The organism is Cutibacterium porci, from assembly GCF_009696315.1.
Classification (GTDB): Bacteria; Actinomycetota; Actinomycetes; order Propionibacteriales; family Propionibacteriaceae; genus Cutibacterium; species Cutibacterium porci.
Genome location: NZ_VUMG01000003.1, coordinates 186,684 through 203,585, shown reverse-complemented (window position 1 = coordinate 203,585; position 16,902 = coordinate 186,684). Strand labels below are relative to the sequence as shown.

Below are 16,902 nucleotides of genomic sequence, written 5' to 3'. Positions count from 1 at the left end.
GGCCCCACCGGCATGGTGGGGCCCCTCGTCATCTCGCGCGGGTCGTGCCAGGTAATCAGATCAGATCGCGGCCACGACGTCGAGTTCGTGTACTACCGGAGAGCTACCACGTCCGTCCGGTGCCAGAACCCGAGTCCTTTTGGGAGGTGTTGGCCTGGTCGAGTGCCTTCTGACGCTGTTCTTGGGCCTCCTTGAGCTTCTCGTCGAGCTCATCCTTCTTGTCCTGCTCACCGGAGGAGTCCGCCTCCTCGCCCGCATCTCCTCCGCCACCATTTTGGCGCTTGCGATCGAGTCGAGATCTGGTGGAGCTCGCCGCAGCTTTCTGCGACGACGATGTGCACTGTGCCTCAGCGAGCACAGCCTTTCCCTGACGCCATCTCACCAGGGCCTCGTCTCGGTTGTCGGCCTTGGCATAACGATCAGCTGACGCTTCCAGTGACCACGCCCAATTCAGGCGAACCCGACACTGTTCCTCGTCAGGAGCCAGACCTGCGGCCTTCTCGAACTTGCTGGCAGCGCCGTCATAGTTGCCACGAGTGTACCGAGCGACCCCGGCGTCGTAGGGGGCGATCCACTTGTCAACGGTTGCCCACGTCTCGGCGGACGTGAACTTCCCCTCGGCACTGGCGGCATCGCCCCGGTCAAGATCAGCTTGCCCGCGATCAACGAGGATCATCGTTCGTGCGGGAAGGGCTGCCGCTGCGAGAGCGGCGAGGGTGACGACTCCAGCTCCAACGCGCACCGTCCACGGGGCCCTGACGCCGTGCATGCCACGACGTGCCGGTTTTTCCAGATCTGCCATCACGCGACCTCCGTGCGCATCCGACGCCATGCCCGCACGCTGAGCCAGGCATCCGCCATCTCGCAGGCCAGGGCCGCTGCGGCGAACCACCACGCCCAGTGGCGATTGCGTCCAGGCTGTGGATCTGCCGCCTGCTGCAGCGGGTTTTCCCACCATGTCACCTTGCTGGCGGCATCGCGCTGGGTGAATCGTCCGCCCATCTGCCCAGCCATGGTTCGTAAGGCTTGCGGATTGGCACGGGACACCGCAGCAATGCCATTTCTGGTCACTTTTTCAGTTGCGCCAGGGCGGATCGGCATGGTGCCTCCTGAGCTCGTCCCGTAGCCGAGGACCAGACCGCCGTCGATGAGCCCAGACAAGTCGGAGAAACTGTGCGGGGGCGAGGAGGTCGTCTGCTCGCCGTCGCCCATGTACACCAAATACCTCTTGGCGCCGGGACGACTCTCACGTGCCTTGACGAGCATCTCGCGTGCAAGCGGTTCGGCCAGACCGATATCGGTTCCGGTGGCGTTTACCGTCTCGCGCCAGCCCAAGGTCTCGGCAAGGGTGCGCAGCGCGGCCGGGTCGGTGCTAGGAGGCAGGGCGATTCGTGCCTGGTTGTCCGAGGTGATGACGGTCACGCGTGCCGACGGCATTGCAGCGGCCAGAGAGATGAGGTCAGTGGTCACCCCAGACATTCGCGACGTGCCGTTAAAGTCGGTCGCGCCCATCGAGGTGGTGCGGTCGACGATGACGACGATCTCAGCGCCGGCGGCCTCGTTGCTGCGCGAGGTGTCGGCGCTCCCGGGGCGCAGGGCCACTGCGACAAGCAGTAGGGCGGCGAGCACACGGCACCACATCGCCGCGGTGGATCGGGGAGAGGAATGGCGTTGTGCCGTTATCGCGATGGCAGCCAGGGCAAGTGTCGCCAGGATGGCCACCACCAGGAGGATCCAGTCGGGATTGACGGTCATGAGTCCTCCTTTCGACGCCGCGGGTCGGCCTCCATCGCTGTCGCCGCGACGAGGCACACGAGGGCCAGCACGCCGAAGGGCCAGACGACGTCGACCTGGGTCCATCGGGCGGTTGCCGCAGTCGCACGCGCTTCCTGGTCCCTCACCGCGGTGATGATGCGATCTGGGTCCTCCAGGTTCGTTCTGGTGACGAGGGTGACGTCACCTCCCGTGTGTGCCACAGCGTCATGAAGGACCGACACAGCGGTGTTGTCCGCTTCTGAGGGAGCAACTGCCTGGATGAGGACCTTCCTCTTGACAGCCTGGCGGATTGCCTCGTTGAGGCTGAAGACCGGCGTGCCGGAGAGCTGGTTGTCGGTGGCCAGCACAACGGTGCGCCCGCGTCGATCGTCAGAACCGTCGAAACGTTGGAGGCAGGAGGCCAGACCGTCGCCGATGAGGCTCGAACCGCTCGTGCCCGCCCTGGATCCCGGAATGGGGCCACGGTCTAGGTCACGGGAGAACTGGGTGAGCTGGGAGTCGATGTAGTTGGCATCGTCGGTCAGCGGGAAGATCGTCACGGCAGCCGAGTTGAATGCCACCAGCCCGATTCGGTTGCCGTCAAGGCTGTCCGCGAGTTTCCGGTAAGCCTCGATGACGTCATGGTCGACGTCAGACATCGAGCCGGAGACGTCGAGGCACAGCACGACGTCGTGGTTGCGTCGTTGCTGCCAGTCTTCGTCAGGCTTTGCGGGACGACCCACCAGGATCACCAGGCACGCGGTTGCGACGAGGACGCACACCACTTGGATGAGGCGGCGTCGAAGCCGAGAGCGGACGAGCTGCTGGTACCGGGGAAGCTTCCGCAGCCGGTCCAGGTGGTCCAGCGGGACCGCCGAGTGCTGGATGCGCCGGCGTCGATCGAGTGGCCACAGGAATGCTGCGACGACCACCATCAGCGCGACGATGGCTGCGACGAGGGCGAATGGCCATTGCTGCATCAGTGCCATGAGGACACCACCTCCCGTCCGGACTCGATGAGGTCGCGGGCGCGGGACTTGCTGGGCTTCGGGCCGAAGCAGGCGTCACGGGCCTGCCTTGAGAATGCCGCAGCTGGCTGCAGTCGGGGTTCCCGTCGGGCGGCCCGCGTCAGGTCGGAGGCTGTGAGGTAGTCGGCGTCCTCCGTGCTGACCAGACCGATGAAGCGACGCACGATTCTGCTCGCCTCCAGGCATGCCTGGCGAGCTGAGAGGCCCTCGCTCAATCTGGTGGAGACGTCATCGAGGGACCTGAGGCACTCGGCCGACAATTGTGCGACGTCATCGCGAGGCTCTTCGGAGACGTCGTGGCGTCGGGACATCACGACGAGGGCCGCCAGTGCAGCAATGCCAACGGCAGCGAGGACGGCGACGAGGATCCACCAGTGAGCGGGGATGGATACGGTGGGATTAATCTTGAGGAGAGTCATCATCGCCTCCCGCGTCGCGACAGGGCCATAGCGAGAGCCTCCGGCGCCTCGGCGACAGTCTGCACCCGGGCGTGCGCGATGCCGAGGTCGTCGAGCATGGCGTCGCTTCGCCGAGCGAGGTCGATCTGCGCGGAAGCTGCCGCTTCGCGGAGCCGCCGGTCGCCAAGGACCTCCTCCATCACGGAACGGCCACCATCGGCGGCCATGATCGCGCGGCCGGCGAGCCTGCGATCGGTGGCCAGCATGTCGGTGAGGGTGACAACGATGACGTCGTGGCGTACCGCGGCTCGGCTCAACGCATTGGCCTGGGCCGAGGTGATGTCGTCGTCGTCACGGATGAGTAGGAGAAGACCGGGCCGACGCATGGCATTTGTAGCTGTGGCAAGCACTGTTTCGACGACGTGGGGGTCTTGGGAACCGCTAGCCGTTTCAAATTCGATGATCTCGTGGAGCATCCGTTCCACCTGCGGTAGCCGGACGGTCGGACGCCACGACGACGTTCCGTCAGGTCCGGTGCACACCATCGCGACCCGGTCGCCATGGTCCACGGCGATCTGGGCCATGATTGCGGTCACCACGGCCGCCAAATGTGCCTTCGTTACGTCCATGTCGGACCAGCCGCGCATCGTCGGTGTACCGCACATCCCAACCATGAGCGTGGCCTGACGTTGGGCGACATGACGACGGATGAGCAGCTCCCCGCGACGGGCAGTGGCTTTCCAATCGACGTCCTTGACGTCATCACCGGGGGCATAGGCGCGCAGGTCGTTGAAGTCGAGGCTTCGACCGACGTGGACCGAGTCGTGGTCGCCGTCAAGGAGGGACTCCACCCGGCGGCGCAACGCCAGCGGCACCCGGGAGCGGACGGCCTGGATGAGTGCGCGCTCCCGGCTGCTCAGCACGCCGACAGAAGTGGTGGTGGCTACGGTCACGGGGTGGGCACCGCCTTGAAGACGGCGTCGATGACGTCGGTGGGACTCACCCGCTGAGCCTGTGCCTCAAAGCTGAGGACCAGTCGGTGACGCAGTACGGCGTGACGCAAGGCGACGACGTCCTCCGGGACGACGTGGGCTCGACCGTCCAGCAGGGCCAAGGCACGCGCAACGGCCATGAAGGCGATCGAGGCACGCGGGGATGCGCCGTACTCGATGGCACGAGCGGCGGAATCTGAGAGGGCCGATTCGGGGTGACGAGTTACCGCGACGAGGTCGACGATGTACCGTTTGATCGCCTCGTCAACGACGACACGACGGGTGAGGTTCTGCAGGGTGAGGATGTCGTTGGTGCTCACTGCGGGAGCCGCAGGGGCGTCGATCGATCCGTCTTCGATGCGGTTGAGGACTTCGAGTTCCTCGGAGACGTCGGGATAGTCAAGCACCTCCTTGAGCAGGAAGCGGTCCATCTGGGCGTGGGGAAGGACGTAGGTGCCCTCCTCCTCGATGGGGTTCTGGGTGGCCAGCACTATGAAGGGGTCGGGCAGCGGGTGGACGACGCCACCGATCGACGTCTGACGTTCTTGCATCGCTTCGAGCATGGCCGACTGGGTTTTCGCACTGGAGCGGTTGATCTCGTCGAGAAGCACGATGTTGGCGTGCACCGGGCCCAACTCGGTGCGGAAGGCTGCCGTCGACTGGTCGAATATCTGGGTGCCGATGATGTCGGAGGGCAGCAGGTCAGGCGTGCATTGCACGCGGGTAAAGGACCCGTCGACCGCCGAGGCGAGCGTGGAGGCTGCGAGGGTCTTCGCTAGTCCGGGGACCGACTCGAGGAGCACGTGTCCGCGGGCCAGCATCGCCACCAGCAGGCTGGTACGCAGGGCAGACTGTCCCACCACCCGATTACTGAAGGCGGTCGACAGGGCGCCGAGCCGATCTGCAGCCCAGCTCAGTTCCTGCTCGCTGAGCGGGGGGCGTGCCTGGGCGTCGGCGTCAGTGTGGTGTGTCATCGTCGTCTCCTGAAGGGTCAGAGGTGGTCGGGAAGGAATTGGTGAGGCCGGTGAGGCCTCGCTTGCGGAGGGCGGTGTCATCAACGGCCGAGATGACGGGTCTCGCCCGGGCCGATGCGCGGCGATCCGATGCCATGGTCTGACGCAAGGCGCGGATGACAAAGGGGATCACGATGAGCCAAACGATGGCGTTGGTGATCGCTCGGGTCATGTCGAAGGCCAGCGAGGTGGCGCGTGTCCAGGCCCACAGCCGTTGGGCTTCCTCAATGGGACCGAGGCCGGCGAGGAAGGACTGTCCGGGGTCGGCCTCTGCCCACGCCCATCCCGTGAGGTTGAGTAGAACACCGGTGATCGGGCCGAGGACTAGGCACCACAGTGCTCCTGCGAGCCAGGTCGTGACGGTGCGCAGCCGCACCATGGCAGCTCCTGCGAGTCCCCATAGCTGCCAGACGACGAGCTGTCCGGCGAGTGGCGTGGCGACGGTGCCGATAGCAGCCGACGAGACCAGACAGGTGAAGGTTCCGGCGAGGACACCGCCTGGTGCGCCAAGTACCGCACCGACGAGCATCGGAATCCAGAAGACAGGTTCGATACCGCTGGCACCTGGGGCCAGGGCGGCGCGGGCCGCGACCGCGAGCACGGATGCACCTAGCACCAGGCTGAATGGACGGGCGGACCTCGTTTCTCGCACGAGGATGACGGCAAGCGCCGCACTGATCCCGATCTGGGCTGCGACGAACCACGGCGCAGTGGACTCAGCCTGGGTTTGGAGGGCGGCAGTGTGGGAATTCCACACCGGCCAGGTGAGCCAGATGACGCCCAAGACGATGTTAACGATGGCGATAGTGCGGCTGAGGGGGCCGGAGGTCGCTCCGACCGTCCGCCACCGGGTCGGACGGTCTGCGGTGGCGGTGGTTGCCGGGCTGGTGGCCGTCATGACGTCCTCCCCTCCATGGCGTCGAGGGAGTCGATGACGTCACTCAGGGTCATGTGATGCTGGGAACCCGTGAGGGCACCCACGTGCGTGAGGGGAGCCAGGCCAAGCGCCAGAGGCGATCGGTCAGCAATGACGCGATGACCGTCGATGACGATGACGCGGTGGACGGCTCGTACCAGGAACTCGACGTCCCGGGTGGTGATGATGCGCAGACGGGCGGGATCGTCGAAGAGGCTCTCGGAGACCAGTGATCGCTCGACTGGATCGAGGTCGTGGTCGGCATGGGCGAGAAGCAGCGGATCGGGGGTCGTCAGATGGTCGTGGACACGCAGCCATGCCCGTTCCCCGCGGGACAGATCGCGGCGACGTCGTGACGCCAACTCGGTCGTTCCTGCCACCAGATGCAGGTCGTGGCTCGGGCGTAGGCACGCCGAGGAGAGGGATCGACCTGGCCAGGGGAGTGCGCGCAGTAGACGGGAAGCGACCGATTCTGGACGAACCGCATTGTCTGTGCTGTGACGAGTCTCAATGCCGGTGGTTCCGTCGATGTCCTCGGCCCGGACGATCGCTAGTGACTCACGATCATGGATGACGAGGTCAGGGCCCTCCAGGCCGAGGTCGCGGCAGCTGATGACCGTCATGACCGGTCCGGTGCGGTGCTCGTGATGGCGATGCGGCCGTGGTAAGTCCGAAAAGATGGCGGGGAGGGTGTCAGATGCCCTGACAGAGTCGTCATGGCCGGCCAGGGAAGCCAACGCTCGACCAATCGGTAGCGGTAGGCTCTGAGGCACCCACGAGCCGGCTGGGGAGTCGGACACGATGGATCCTGCCGCCATCTCTACGATGCGGTCGGCCCCGGCCCACGCGGCGTCAAGGTCGTGATCGGCCCACAGCACTGTTGCGCCGCGATCGGCGAGTTCGCGCAGCCGTGTGATGAGGTCATGGCGTTGGGAACGGGTGAGTCCAGAGGTCGGGTGGTCGACCACGACGATTCTTTGCGAGTTTCCCCCGTCGGGGGTGGTGAGGGACGCCGCGAGCTGAGCCCTGACGTCGAGCGGCCAGGTGTCGAGCGGACGACGAGTCCATGGGCCGACCTCAACCGCATCCGAATCTGGTAAATCCGCCCAGGTCAGTAGGTCGGTGTCGACGATCTGGATTGTCTCGGCCAGTCGATCCGGTCCCAGATCCATGACGTCAATACCATCGATGAGAGCGCGTCCCCGTACTCGGGCGCCGGCCGGCAACTGGCCGGCGAGCAGTCGCAGCAGCATCGTCGTCCCCGACCCGCGACGACCCACCAGACACGTCACGGTGCCGGCATTTAGCGAGACACTGACGCCGTTGACGACGGTTCCGCGGCCGGGCAGCCACACCGTTACATCATCGAGAACAATCACGCCGACACCTCCTGGCGACGTGGCGTGGCAACAGCAACAACCAGGGGCAAGGCGACGGCGCAGATGAGGCTTGCGATCGGGATCGGCGGCCAACCCGGGTGGGGAGCAACTGCGGACCCGTCAACACCGATCGTCCACAGCGTGAGGGTGATGGCGGCCAGAACGGCCACGATGAGGCTGGGACCTGAGATCGGCCCGACGGGCTCGCCGGTCGGCAACAAGGCGGTCAGAACAACCGCCACGATCAAGGCCAACAAGGCTGTCGTGGGCTGGTCGATCCCGGGCAACGGGTGCTTGGACACCAGCGCGACGACCGGGAATGTCATGCAGATGATAAGGATCAACGCGCGCACCGGAGCGGTCCAGGCAGCCAGCGGGCGATGCCGACGGGCAAGCCCGGATGCCCCGTCGTGAGTTGTTGAGACAATGTCTGCAGGTCGCATCGCAGCCACGACAGCGCGGCGATCCAGGGCGGGTGGCAGGGCTGCGAACGGTTCTAGGGCTGGAGACCACGAACCCAACAGACGACGTCCCGCAGCTGACGCGTCGGCGGGTCGCACCGCCGCCATGCCGACTCCCGCAATTGCCACCAAGGCGAGGGCGCGCATCATGGAGGTGATGGTCAGTAGGAGGCCCGAGCCTGTCATGGCACCACCGAGGTTGACTCCCGGCCCAGGAGACCACGTCGGCAGCCGCCACATCACCGATCCAAGGGTCGAGTCTGACGAGGGGCTGATGATCGCCATGATGATCCACCACACGACAACGATTCCCGACAACCAACGAGTCATGGACAGCACTCCCGGGTGGCTGCCCAATATCGCCAGGGTCACCACGAGACACACCCACATCGCTGCGAGTAGCAGCAGATTCGTTGTCGATACGGCGATGGTGGCCAAGACAAGCATCTCAGCTCCCCAGGCCCAGGCAGGGATCGGAGTGGTGGAGGTGGAGTGAACGCGCGTGGCTGTCATGACGCACTCACCTCATCGGTGGCTTCCTTCGGTCCTCGGCCAGAACCTTTACCGCGCTTGGGGCGAGATGTGGCGGTCAAGACGAGGGCGGAGATGACTCCGACGCCGAAGAGGGTACCGGTGGCAGCTTTTACGACTCCCTCAGGATGATCGCCGCGATCGGTAGTCGGGACGCCGAGATTCGTGCCAACCGGCGGGGGCGTGAACAACGGGCTGCGAGCAGCCTTAACCCCGTCGACGGTCGGGACGAGCGTCCACGACGCCGTCCGCTGCGGATCCGTGAGCGACTGCAGCCTCACGTCGTGCTCCGTGCCGGTCAGTCCGCGCGGTACCGTCCACCGAATGTGGCTGATTTGTGAGGGGTTTGCCGCTGCTTCGGGGGCCTCGCCGATCGCAGTGGCGTCATGCCAGGTGTCACCCTGCTTGACCTGAACTCGATAGGTCTCGCCGGGAACCGCACCGATGGCCTGCATGTCGAGGGTCTCGCCGGCGGGTTTGCGCTCGGAGTAGCCGTCGCCCAGCAGGTGCGGCACGAGGGATCCGAAGGGGACGAATTGGCCAGGCATCCGGGTGGTGTCGAGTCCCTGGATGTCAGAGACACTCACGAGGGCCCAGCCGCCCTCACCAATTTTGGCGGAAGAGGGGAGGGGGACGTAGACCTGGGCTGCGCCGTGAGCGTCAGTGTAGAAGTTGGTGGCTTTGCCGATCGGCTCAAGTCTGATCAGCTTGTTGTCGCTGGTGGCGGCGCGGAAAATGCGGACCGTCCCGCGGATATTCGGATTTCCTCGCACGACCACCCTGGGGGTGGTTCCCTCACGAAGCCAACGGTCGGTGGTGAGGCTGCACACCTTCGCACCGGAACACAGGCTGGTCGTCTGGGCGCTCTGCTCGGCGTACGCCGGTGCAGCCCCCGCCACAGCGCCGATAGAGAGTGCCAGAAAGGAGACTGCTGCGGCACCGATCTTGGAGGTGCGGCTCATTCTTCGTCCTGCCGGTCAGGTCGACGGGGATGACGGCGGCTGACGGCTGCAAAAGCCAGGCCAGCCAGGGCAACGACTCCGACGCCGACCGGCACCCACCACGGGGCACCTCCGTGATTACCCTTGTCAGGAGAGCGACGCGTGCGATCTTCGCGACCCCACACTGGCGAAGATGTCGATTGCGGGGCCAGGGAGGGTCCGGCGCTGGCTGCCGGAGACGAAGCACTGGGGCTCGGAGTCGGTGAGCTCGGGGTGGCCGAGGGAGACGACGGACGCGGCGATGGGGTCGGCGACGTGGTGGTCGGACGGACCGTCGCGATGGTGTTGGGGCGGCTGTCCGCGTTGTCGCGGTTCTTACCCGGCTTTGGCCCGGTGCTCTGCTTCGGAGCCGTCGGGTTGGGACGATTGGGATGGTCGCCGCCACGGCCACCACCAGACGTGTGGGATGGCGCGTTCCCGCCATTGCCCGGCTTATGGGTGGGCTTACCCGTCGGCTTATCGCTTCCGCCTGTTGGCTTGTGAGTCGGCTTGCCAGTGGGGCCATGGCTTGGTTTTCCTGTCGGGCCGGTGGATGGGCCGGGACCGGTGGATGGGCCGGGGTCTGGCTCGTCACCGTGGTCGCCGCCCTTGGCGAATTCGGGGGTGACGGGAGGAAGCTGCTCGGCATCAGCGGAGAAGACGATGACTCCGAACCCGTTGACCTGGAGATTCGGCGTCCAGTTGCTCTTGGGGTTCCACCGTCCGCCCGAGCCCTCTTCCCAGCTGCCAGTGTGGTACCACCAGGATGCGGGGATGTCTGCGAAGGGATCGGCCTCGATACCGTTGATCGTCGTGACGACGCCGCCGGTCACGGCGTATCCGAATCCCGCCAGCTTCACGGCGTCCTCACGGCCGTCACCAGCGGCCTTATGCGACCCAACGATGCAGCGCACCAAGGTCTTTGAGCTGAGGTTGCCAGGGATCTCTGGAGTGACGTCAGCGGGTTTGCCTGGCCAGTACAGGACGACCGCGAACCCTTCGTCCTTCTTGCACCACCCGTCGTGGAATTCTGCCCCTTCGGCGTTGGTAGGGGCGACCATCATCGACCCCGCGGCGCATGTGAGTGCCAGCAGGCTCGCAATGGTAACTGGGCGGCGACTCATCGGGCTCCTCTCGGCGGGTCACCGCGACGAACGAGAGGAGCCGTCACGCCACGCAACCCACGACATGGCATCAACGCTCAACTGATTAGGCGATCCGGCTCAGCCTCACGGCATCACGGTTGCGGGACAGCACCGGACTTTCACCGGTTTCTCCGTCACAGCTGTCGGCTCGGGGTACGCGACCTCGGGCGACACCTAGCTTACGGCATGAACATTTGTGGCGCGACCCGGCTCCCCTGGCGTCTATACCGACGACCCCAGGGTCGGGAGGGAAAGACGTTGCCAGATGATGACAGCCACGACAGTGATGACAGTTACGACAATATTGAGTAACGGTATCGGGCAGGCGATCAGACTTGGGTAATAATCACGGTAGCGACGAGCACCGCGGTGATGCAGATCGTCCTCCAATTGGGGCGTACCTGGATTTCCCCGTCATGGGGTCTCGTGCCTGAGTCCTTCTCGCCCGTCGTTGTCGCACTCGACGCAGGACGTTCGATCCGCTCCATTTCGATGAGACGTGCAGTCGAGTGGGAATCCAACGACCACCTCATAGGGATTTCTGAGCCGACGATGACCTGCGGGATGTGGTCAACTTTGCCTTTCATGGCGGTTGCCGTGCCTCGTGCGGGGGCAGCCCACGCCGAGATCGTGCGAGGTTTGCGCACTCCCTCGGCATCTGGGCGACGCTCGGCTTTCAGTGACAGGCCCCAACGCCCGGTGACTTCGGTGATCCGATGCCAGGGCACGTCCCAAATCCGAAATTGATTGACGACGGTTACCCCTTCGTCATTGATCTGAATTTCGGCAACTCCCCAAATAATCCACACCAACCACACGAAAAGCAGCAGGGCGGGAAGATTCGCCAACCCGTCGAGGCCGAATCTGATGAGGTCTAGAACCGTCAGCACGATGATCGCCGCCAGGATGATCCCGACGCCGATTCGCCCTCGGTGCGAGGAGATGATGATCGGCGGTCTCATGGCGCTCCAGATGGGGGTCAGACAGGTAACGATGAACGGTGACGTGGGTATTGCCCTTGTGAGTTGATAGGCTACCCCCGCTGTGTCCATGCTCCCAGATGTTTGCCTGCTGCGCGTCATGGGGGTTAGATCTGCGTAGTAGTAGTCCACGAGATGGGAGAGGGCCCGGATGCTTTCCGCCTTCGCCAATGCTTTCAGAACACCGGATCTTCGCCGCAAGATCCTGTTCACGCTCTTCATCCTGGCGATTTTCAGGCTCGGGTCCGTCATCCCCGTCCCGAACGTCAATGTGTCGAATATCAACACGTGCGTTAGCCAGGCCAGTTCCGGTTCGTCAGCTGGTCTGTACTCGATGATTAGCTTGTTCTCCGGCGGCGCCTTGCTGAAGCTTGCGATTTTCGCCCTCGGGATCATTCCTTACATCACGGCGTCGATCATCCTTCAGCTGCTGACCGTCGTGATTCCGAAGCTGGAAACCCTCAAAAAGGAGGGCGCGTCCGGCCAGAACAAGATCACCCAGTACACCCGTTACCTCACGCTGGTGCTTGGCTTGTTGCAGGCGACCGCTTTCGTGACGCTTGCCACGTCCGGGCGTCTGTTTACTTGCAGCTTGCCGGTTGTCTACTCCACCTCGATCTTCGAGGTCGTCGTCATGATCTTGACGATGACGGCGGGTACGACCATCGTCATGTGGATGGGTGAGCTTGTTACCGATCGCGGCATCGGCAACGGCATGTCGATCATGATTTTCACCCAGATTGCTGCACGCTTCCCCGATTCGCTGTGGGCTATCAAGGTCGCTCGAAATGGCGCTGGTCAGGCCCATGCCTGGTTCATCTTCAGCGTGGTGATCGCGATCGGCTTGGCGGTGATGGCTGCGGTTGTGTTTATCGAGCAGGGTCAGCGCCGTATCCCGGTGCAGTACGCCAAGCGGATGGTGGGACGCCGGGTGTTTGGTGGTTCGACGACCTACATTCCGCTCAAGGTAAACCAGTCCGGCGTTATCCCGGTCATTTTTGCGTCGTCGATCCTGTACCTGCCAGTGCTCTACGCCACTTTCCGCCCGCAGACTGCGGCGTCTCAGTGGATTGCTCGATACTTCGAGAGGGGCGACCACCCGGTTTATAACATCGTCTACTTCTTGCTCATTATCTTCTTCTGCTACTTCTATGTCGCGATCACGTTCGACCCAGTCGAGATGAGTGACAACATGAAGAAGTATGGTGGATTCATTCCCGGCATCCGGGCTGGGAAGCCCACCGAGGACTATCTGGCCTATGTGTTGTCGAGGTTGACGGCACCTGGGTCTTTGTACTTGGGCCTCATATCGATGATTCCGACGCTCGCGTTTGTCTATCTCCAGGCAAACCAGAACTTCCCATTCGGGGGTACGAGCATCCTCATCATCGTCGGTGTGGCGCTGGATACTGTTAAACAGGTCGAAAGCAAGTTGCAGCAACGACACTACGAAGGATTCCTGTCATCATGAGATTACTGATTATGGGCGCCCCGGGCGCAGGCAAAGGGACTCAGGCTACCGGCATCGCCGAGCACTACCATGTGCCCGCGATCTCCACTGGAGATATGTTCCGTACCAACATCAAGAACGGTACCGAGCTGGGCAAGAAGGTTAAGGCCATCATGGATGCCGGAGACCTCGTCCCCGACGAAGTGACCGACGAGATCGTCGTTGACCGCCTCAACCAGGACGATGCTTCCAACGGTTTCCTGCTTGACGGCTACCCTCGCAATATGCATCAGGTTGAGGCCCTTGACGCATACCTCAAGGAGCATGGGCTGCACCTTGACGCTGTCATCAGCCTCGATGTCGACCCTGAGCTGCTCACTCAGCGTTTGCTGAAGCGTGCAGAGATTGAGGGGCGTACTGACGACAACGAGGACACCATCCGTAACCGGATGAAGGTGTACGCTTCCCAGACCGAGCCGCTGCTCGACTACTACCGTTCGTCTGGCATTCTCGTCGGGGTGGACGGCGTCGGTGAGATCGCTGAGGTGCGTCAGCGTATTTTCGACGCGCTCGATTCGAAGAACTGACGTGTTGGGTCGCCATCGATTCCAGATCAAGACCCCCGACCAGATTCGCGCCATGCGGCGGGCGGGCCTTGTCGTCGCTGAGGGGTTGGAAGCCATGAGCGCGGTTGCCGTGCCTGGGGCTACCACCGCCGATATTGACAGGGCCGGTCGGAAAGTCCTTGAGCGGCACAACGCCAGATCAAACTTCCTCAACTATGGGGGTGACTGGGGACTGCCGCCCTATCCGGGCGTGGCCTGTGTGAGCCCTAACGAGACGATTGTCCACGGTATTCCCGGTGAGCGTGAGCTCAAGGACGGCGACGTCGTCTCTATTGATTACGGTGCCATTGTTGATGGATGGCACGGCGACGCTGCTCGGACGGTTCTGGTGGGGGATGTAAGCGAGGAGGCCCGAGTCCTCTCCGAGGTCACTCGTGAGGCGATGTGGGCTGGCATCGCCAAGGTTGCGCCTGGTAACAGAATTGGTGATATTTCTGCAGCGGTGCAGGCATCACTGGAGTCCCATGATCGTGATTACGGCATCATCCGTGAATACACCGGACACGGGATCGGCACCGAGATGCACATGGATCCAGATGTTCCCAACTGGGGACGTGCCGGACGCGGCCCGAAGATCGTTGAGGGCATGGTGCTATGCATTGAGCCAATGGCCACCCTCGGTACAGAGGACACCGCGACTCTGGACGACGAATGGACCGTTGTTACGGTGGATAGCTCGTGGGCCAGCCACTGGGAAAATACCGTCGCTGTAACCAATAAAGGTCTGTGGGTGTTGTCGGAGCCTGACGGTGGCCGAGCTGAGCTTGAGAAGCGTGGAGTGCCATGTGGCGCCCTTGACTGACGCTGACCTGCTGGTTGCCGGTGGCGGAATCGATTTGGGGCGACCGAGGTGAGAAGGTATTGTTAGCTGCTGGTTTCGTGTGTGCGGAGCCAACAGCCACGCCCGCAGGGGGTGTGGGTAGCGGACAGATGGGACGTAATGGCCAAGAAAGAGGGAGCACTCGAACTGGAGGGAACTGTCGTTGAAGCATTGCCCAACGCCATGTTCCGTGTCGAACTCAAGAATGGGCACCGCGTTCTTGCCACGATCAGCGGCAAGATGCGTCAGCACTACATCCGAATCCTGCCGTCGGACCGTGTCGTCGTCGAGCTGTCGCCCTACGATCTCACTCGCGGCCGGATCGTCTACCGCCATAAGTGAGCTGCGGCTCATACCAAGCGCTTAGCGGCGCACCACCCAGGTTCCCATGAGGGGATCGTTACGCGAAAGAGAATCTCATGAAGGTTCAGCCGAGCGTCAAGAAGATCTGCGATAAGTGCAAGGTCATCCGTCGCCACGGCCGCGTGATGGTCATCTGCGAAAACCCGCGCCACAAGCAGCGTCAGGGCTGAGCCCACGCCGCGACGGGATCGCAGATCGTCATCGCGACGGTCAGCAGGAATGCAGGGGTTCGGCCCCTGAGGTCCACCGTCAGGCCCACCATCCAGGTGGGAGCGGTGAACAAATGAATTCCACAACTGAAAACGCGCCAGTCGCACACACTGGCGCAGACCTCCCGGGCGCTGCTCGGGACACCGTGGAAGCACGTCCCGGAACCCCGCTCGAAACCATCGAGCACGGATTCGGGCCACCACCCCCGGACGAAGGCCGGGGCCTCGTCGGACAGTCAGACACTGTCCTTCGTTCTTAGGAATGATGAGGGCGCTCCACGTCGGACACCTTCGCGGCCCGAGTCGTCGGGTCGAAAGAACAAGAAAGGGATGCCATATGGCACGCCTCATCGGAGTTGACCTGCCGCGCGACAAGCGCCTCGAGGTCGCCCTGACGTACATCTACGGAATCGGTCGTACCCGTGCTACCGAGACCCTCAAGGCCACCGGAATCAGCGGTGACCTGCGCGTTCACGAGCTGACCGACGATCAGCTTGTGGCACTGCGTGACCACATTGAGGCCAACTACCACGTCGAAGGCGACCTTCGTCGTGAGGTGGCTGCTGACATCCGCCGCAAGATTGAGATTGGCACCTACCAGGGCCGTCGTCACCGCAGTGGACTCCCCGTTCGTGGTCAGCGCACCCGCACCAACGCCCGTACCCGTAAGGGTAAGAGGAAGGCCGTCGCCAAGAAGAAGGCGGCCAAGTGAGCCATCGCCTTCAAGGCACTCACCAACCGTCATTGACGCGCAGATCACACTGATTTCAGGAGAGATATCACATGGCTACTGCAGGCCACAAAGGTGCACCCAAGGCTAAGGTGCGCCGCAAGGAGAAGAAGAACGTCGTCGCCGGGCAGGCGCACATCAAGAGCACGTTCAATAACACCATCATCGCTATCACTGACCCTTCGGGTGCGGTGATCTCGTGGGCGTCTGCCGGCACCGTCGGTTTCAAGGGCTCCCGCAAGTCCACCCCGTTCGCCGCTCAGATGGCCGCCGAGGCTGCTGGTCGTCGCGCCATGGAGCATGGCATGAAGCGGGTTGACGTCTTCGTTAAGGGTCCCGGCTCGGGTCGCGAGACCGCTATCCGTTCCCTCGGGGCAATTGGCCTGGAGATCGGCCCGATCTCCGACGTCACTCCCGTTCCGCACAACGGATGCCGCCCGCCGAAGCGTCGCCGCGTCTGATCCACTCCGAGAGCAAAGGACTGATACACAATGGCCCGTTACACCGGCCCCCTTACCAAGAAGTCCCGTCGCCTCGGGACCGACCTTGTCGGCAACGACAAGTCTTTCGAGCGTCGTCCTTACCCTCCGGGCGTTCATGGACGCGGTCGTACCAAAGACTCCGAGTACTCGCTGCAGCTGCGCGAGAAGCAGAAGGCTCGTTACGCCTATGGCGTTCTGGAAAAGCAGTTCCGTCGTTACTACGAGGAAGCAGACCGCGCCCAGGGCAAGACGGGTGACGTCCTGCTGCAGATCCTCGAGTCGCGCCTCGACAACGTCGTGTACCGTGCCGGGCTTGCCGCTACCCGTCGTCAAGCTCGCCAGCTGGTCAGCCACGGCCACTTCCTGGTCAATGGCAAGAAGGTTAACATTCCTTCCTACCGCGTGAGCACCCACGACATCATTGACGTTCGTGAGAAGTCCAAGGACCTCCACCCGATCGTCGTTGCTCGCGAGACCTTCGAGACCCGTGACGTCCCGGCATGGCTCGAGGTTCGCCCCAACAAGGGACGCATTCTCGTTCACCAGCTGCCGACTCGCGACCAGATCATCGTCGACGTCAACGAGCAGGCCATCGTCGAGCTTTACTCGAAGTAATACAGGACGGCCCCCTTGCAACCCCTGGG

20 protein-coding genes and 1 riboswitch are annotated in these 16,902 nt (G+C 63.4%); of the genes, 8 read left to right on the top strand and 12 right to left on the bottom strand.

Annotation, left to right across the window (positions count from 1 at the left end; genetic code table 11):
• Positions 1-103: 103 nt before the first annotated feature.
• The 12 genes from FYJ43_RS08410 to FYJ43_RS08355 form a co-directional block, all read right to left on the bottom strand.
• Positions 104-832, bottom strand: coding sequence for a hypothetical protein (locus FYJ43_RS08410; protein WP_154563904.1), 729 nt, complete (start codon positions 830-832; stop codon positions 104-106).
• Positions 802-1,755: a VWA domain-containing protein gene (locus FYJ43_RS08405; RefSeq protein ID WP_195839945.1), complete on the bottom strand. Its 954-nt coding sequence runs from the start codon at positions 1,753-1,755 to the stop codon at positions 802-804. The genes FYJ43_RS08410 and FYJ43_RS08405 overlap by 31 nt, the downstream gene beginning before the upstream one ends.
• Positions 1,752-2,744 (bottom strand): vWA domain-containing protein, encoded by a 993-nt coding sequence (locus FYJ43_RS08400; RefSeq protein ID WP_154563900.1) that lies wholly within the window; start codon positions 2,742-2,744, stop codon positions 1,752-1,754. Before FYJ43_RS08400 ends, FYJ43_RS08405 begins: the two co-directional genes overlap by 4 nt.
• A complete protein-coding gene (locus tag FYJ43_RS08395) occupies positions 2,735-3,202 on the bottom strand; it encodes a hypothetical protein (protein ID WP_154563898.1) in 468 nt (155 codons plus the stop codon). Before FYJ43_RS08395 ends, FYJ43_RS08400 begins: the two co-directional genes overlap by 10 nt.
• Positions 3,202-4,134, bottom strand: coding sequence for a DUF58 domain-containing protein (locus FYJ43_RS08390; RefSeq protein WP_154563896.1), 933 nt, complete (start codon positions 4,132-4,134; stop codon positions 3,202-3,204). Before FYJ43_RS08390 ends, FYJ43_RS08395 begins: the two co-directional genes overlap by 1 nt.
• Positions 4,131-5,147 carry an AAA family ATPase gene (locus FYJ43_RS08385; protein WP_154563894.1) on the bottom strand — a complete coding sequence of 339 codons (1,017 nt, stop codon included), beginning with the start codon at positions 5,145-5,147 and terminating at the stop codon, positions 4,131-4,133. The genes FYJ43_RS08390 and FYJ43_RS08385 overlap by 4 nt, the downstream gene beginning before the upstream one ends.
• Positions 5,131-6,084 (bottom strand): hypothetical protein, encoded by a 954-nt coding sequence (locus FYJ43_RS08380; RefSeq protein ID WP_154563892.1) that lies wholly within the window; start codon positions 6,082-6,084, stop codon positions 5,131-5,133. The genes FYJ43_RS08385 and FYJ43_RS08380 overlap by 17 nt, the downstream gene beginning before the upstream one ends.
• A complete protein-coding gene (locus FYJ43_RS08375; protein WP_195839944.1) occupies positions 6,081-7,481 on the bottom strand; it encodes an ATP-binding cassette domain-containing protein in 1,401 nt (466 codons plus the stop codon). Before FYJ43_RS08375 ends, FYJ43_RS08380 begins: the two co-directional genes overlap by 4 nt.
• On the bottom strand, positions 7,478-8,455 hold the full coding sequence (locus FYJ43_RS08370; RefSeq protein ID WP_154563888.1) for a hypothetical protein: 978 nt from the start codon (positions 8,453-8,455) through the stop codon (positions 7,478-7,480). Before FYJ43_RS08370 ends, FYJ43_RS08375 begins: the two co-directional genes overlap by 4 nt.
• The gene (locus tag FYJ43_RS08365; protein ID WP_154563886.1) at positions 8,452-9,435 is read right to left on the bottom strand and encodes a hypothetical protein; all 984 of its coding nucleotides are present in this window, start codon (positions 9,433-9,435) and stop codon (positions 8,452-8,454) included. Before FYJ43_RS08365 ends, FYJ43_RS08370 begins: the two co-directional genes overlap by 4 nt.
• A complete protein-coding gene (locus FYJ43_RS08360) occupies positions 9,432-10,577 on the bottom strand; it encodes a hypothetical protein (protein ID WP_154563884.1) in 1,146 nt (381 codons plus the stop codon). The genes FYJ43_RS08365 and FYJ43_RS08360 overlap by 4 nt, the downstream gene beginning before the upstream one ends.
• Positions 10,573-10,779: riboswitch (cobalamin riboswitch) on the bottom strand. Its footprint overlaps the gene before it by 5 nt.
• A gap of 148 nt (positions 10,780-10,927) precedes the next feature.
• Complete coding sequence (locus FYJ43_RS08355; RefSeq protein WP_154563882.1) at positions 10,928-11,560, bottom strand: hypothetical protein; 633 nt, start codon at positions 11,558-11,560, stop codon at positions 10,928-10,930.
• Positions 11,561-11,729: 169 nt separating this feature from the next.
• Here FYJ43_RS08355 and secY point away from each other — a divergent pair, with 169 nt between their 5' ends.
• The 8 genes from secY to rpsD all read left to right on the top strand — a co-directional run bounded on the left by secY (position 11,730) and on the right by rpsD (position 16,873).
• The gene (secY, locus tag FYJ43_RS08350) at positions 11,730-13,049 is read left to right on the top strand and encodes a preprotein translocase subunit SecY (protein ID WP_154563880.1); all 1,320 of its coding nucleotides are present in this window, start codon (positions 11,730-11,732) and stop codon (positions 13,047-13,049) included.
• Positions 13,046-13,615: an adenylate kinase gene (locus tag FYJ43_RS08345; RefSeq protein ID WP_154563878.1), complete on the top strand. Its 570-nt coding sequence runs from the start codon at positions 13,046-13,048 to the stop codon at positions 13,613-13,615. The genes secY and FYJ43_RS08345 overlap by 4 nt, the downstream gene beginning before the upstream one ends.
• 1 nt (position 13,616) lies before the next feature.
• Positions 13,617-14,456, top strand: a complete 840-nt coding sequence (map, locus tag FYJ43_RS08340; RefSeq protein ID WP_326833492.1) for a type I methionyl aminopeptidase — start codon at positions 13,617-13,619, stop codon at positions 14,454-14,456.
• Positions 14,457-14,594: 138 nt separating this feature from the next.
• Positions 14,595-14,816 carry a translation initiation factor IF-1 gene (infA, locus tag FYJ43_RS08335; RefSeq protein ID WP_002514837.1) on the top strand — a complete coding sequence of 74 codons (222 nt, stop codon included), beginning with the start codon at positions 14,595-14,597 and terminating at the stop codon, positions 14,814-14,816.
• 77 nt (positions 14,817-14,893) lie between these two features.
• Positions 14,894-15,007, top strand: coding sequence for a 50S ribosomal protein L36 (gene rpmJ, locus FYJ43_RS08330; protein WP_020575560.1), 114 nt, complete (start codon positions 14,894-14,896; stop codon positions 15,005-15,007).
• A 376-nt stretch (positions 15,008-15,383) separates the two neighbouring features.
• Positions 15,384-15,758 carry a 30S ribosomal protein S13 gene (rpsM, locus tag FYJ43_RS08320; protein ID WP_154563874.1) on the top strand — a complete coding sequence of 125 codons (375 nt, stop codon included), beginning with the start codon at positions 15,384-15,386 and terminating at the stop codon, positions 15,756-15,758.
• A 71-nt stretch (positions 15,759-15,829) separates the two neighbouring features.
• On the top strand, positions 15,830-16,237 hold the full coding sequence (rpsK, locus tag FYJ43_RS08315; protein ID WP_154563872.1) for a 30S ribosomal protein S11: 408 nt from the start codon (positions 15,830-15,832) through the stop codon (positions 16,235-16,237).
• 30 nt (positions 16,238-16,267) lie between these two features.
• The gene (rpsD, locus tag FYJ43_RS08310) at positions 16,268-16,873 is read left to right on the top strand and encodes a 30S ribosomal protein S4 (protein ID WP_154563870.1); all 606 of its coding nucleotides are present in this window, start codon (positions 16,268-16,270) and stop codon (positions 16,871-16,873) included.
• Positions 16,874-16,902: the final 29 nt, after the last annotated feature.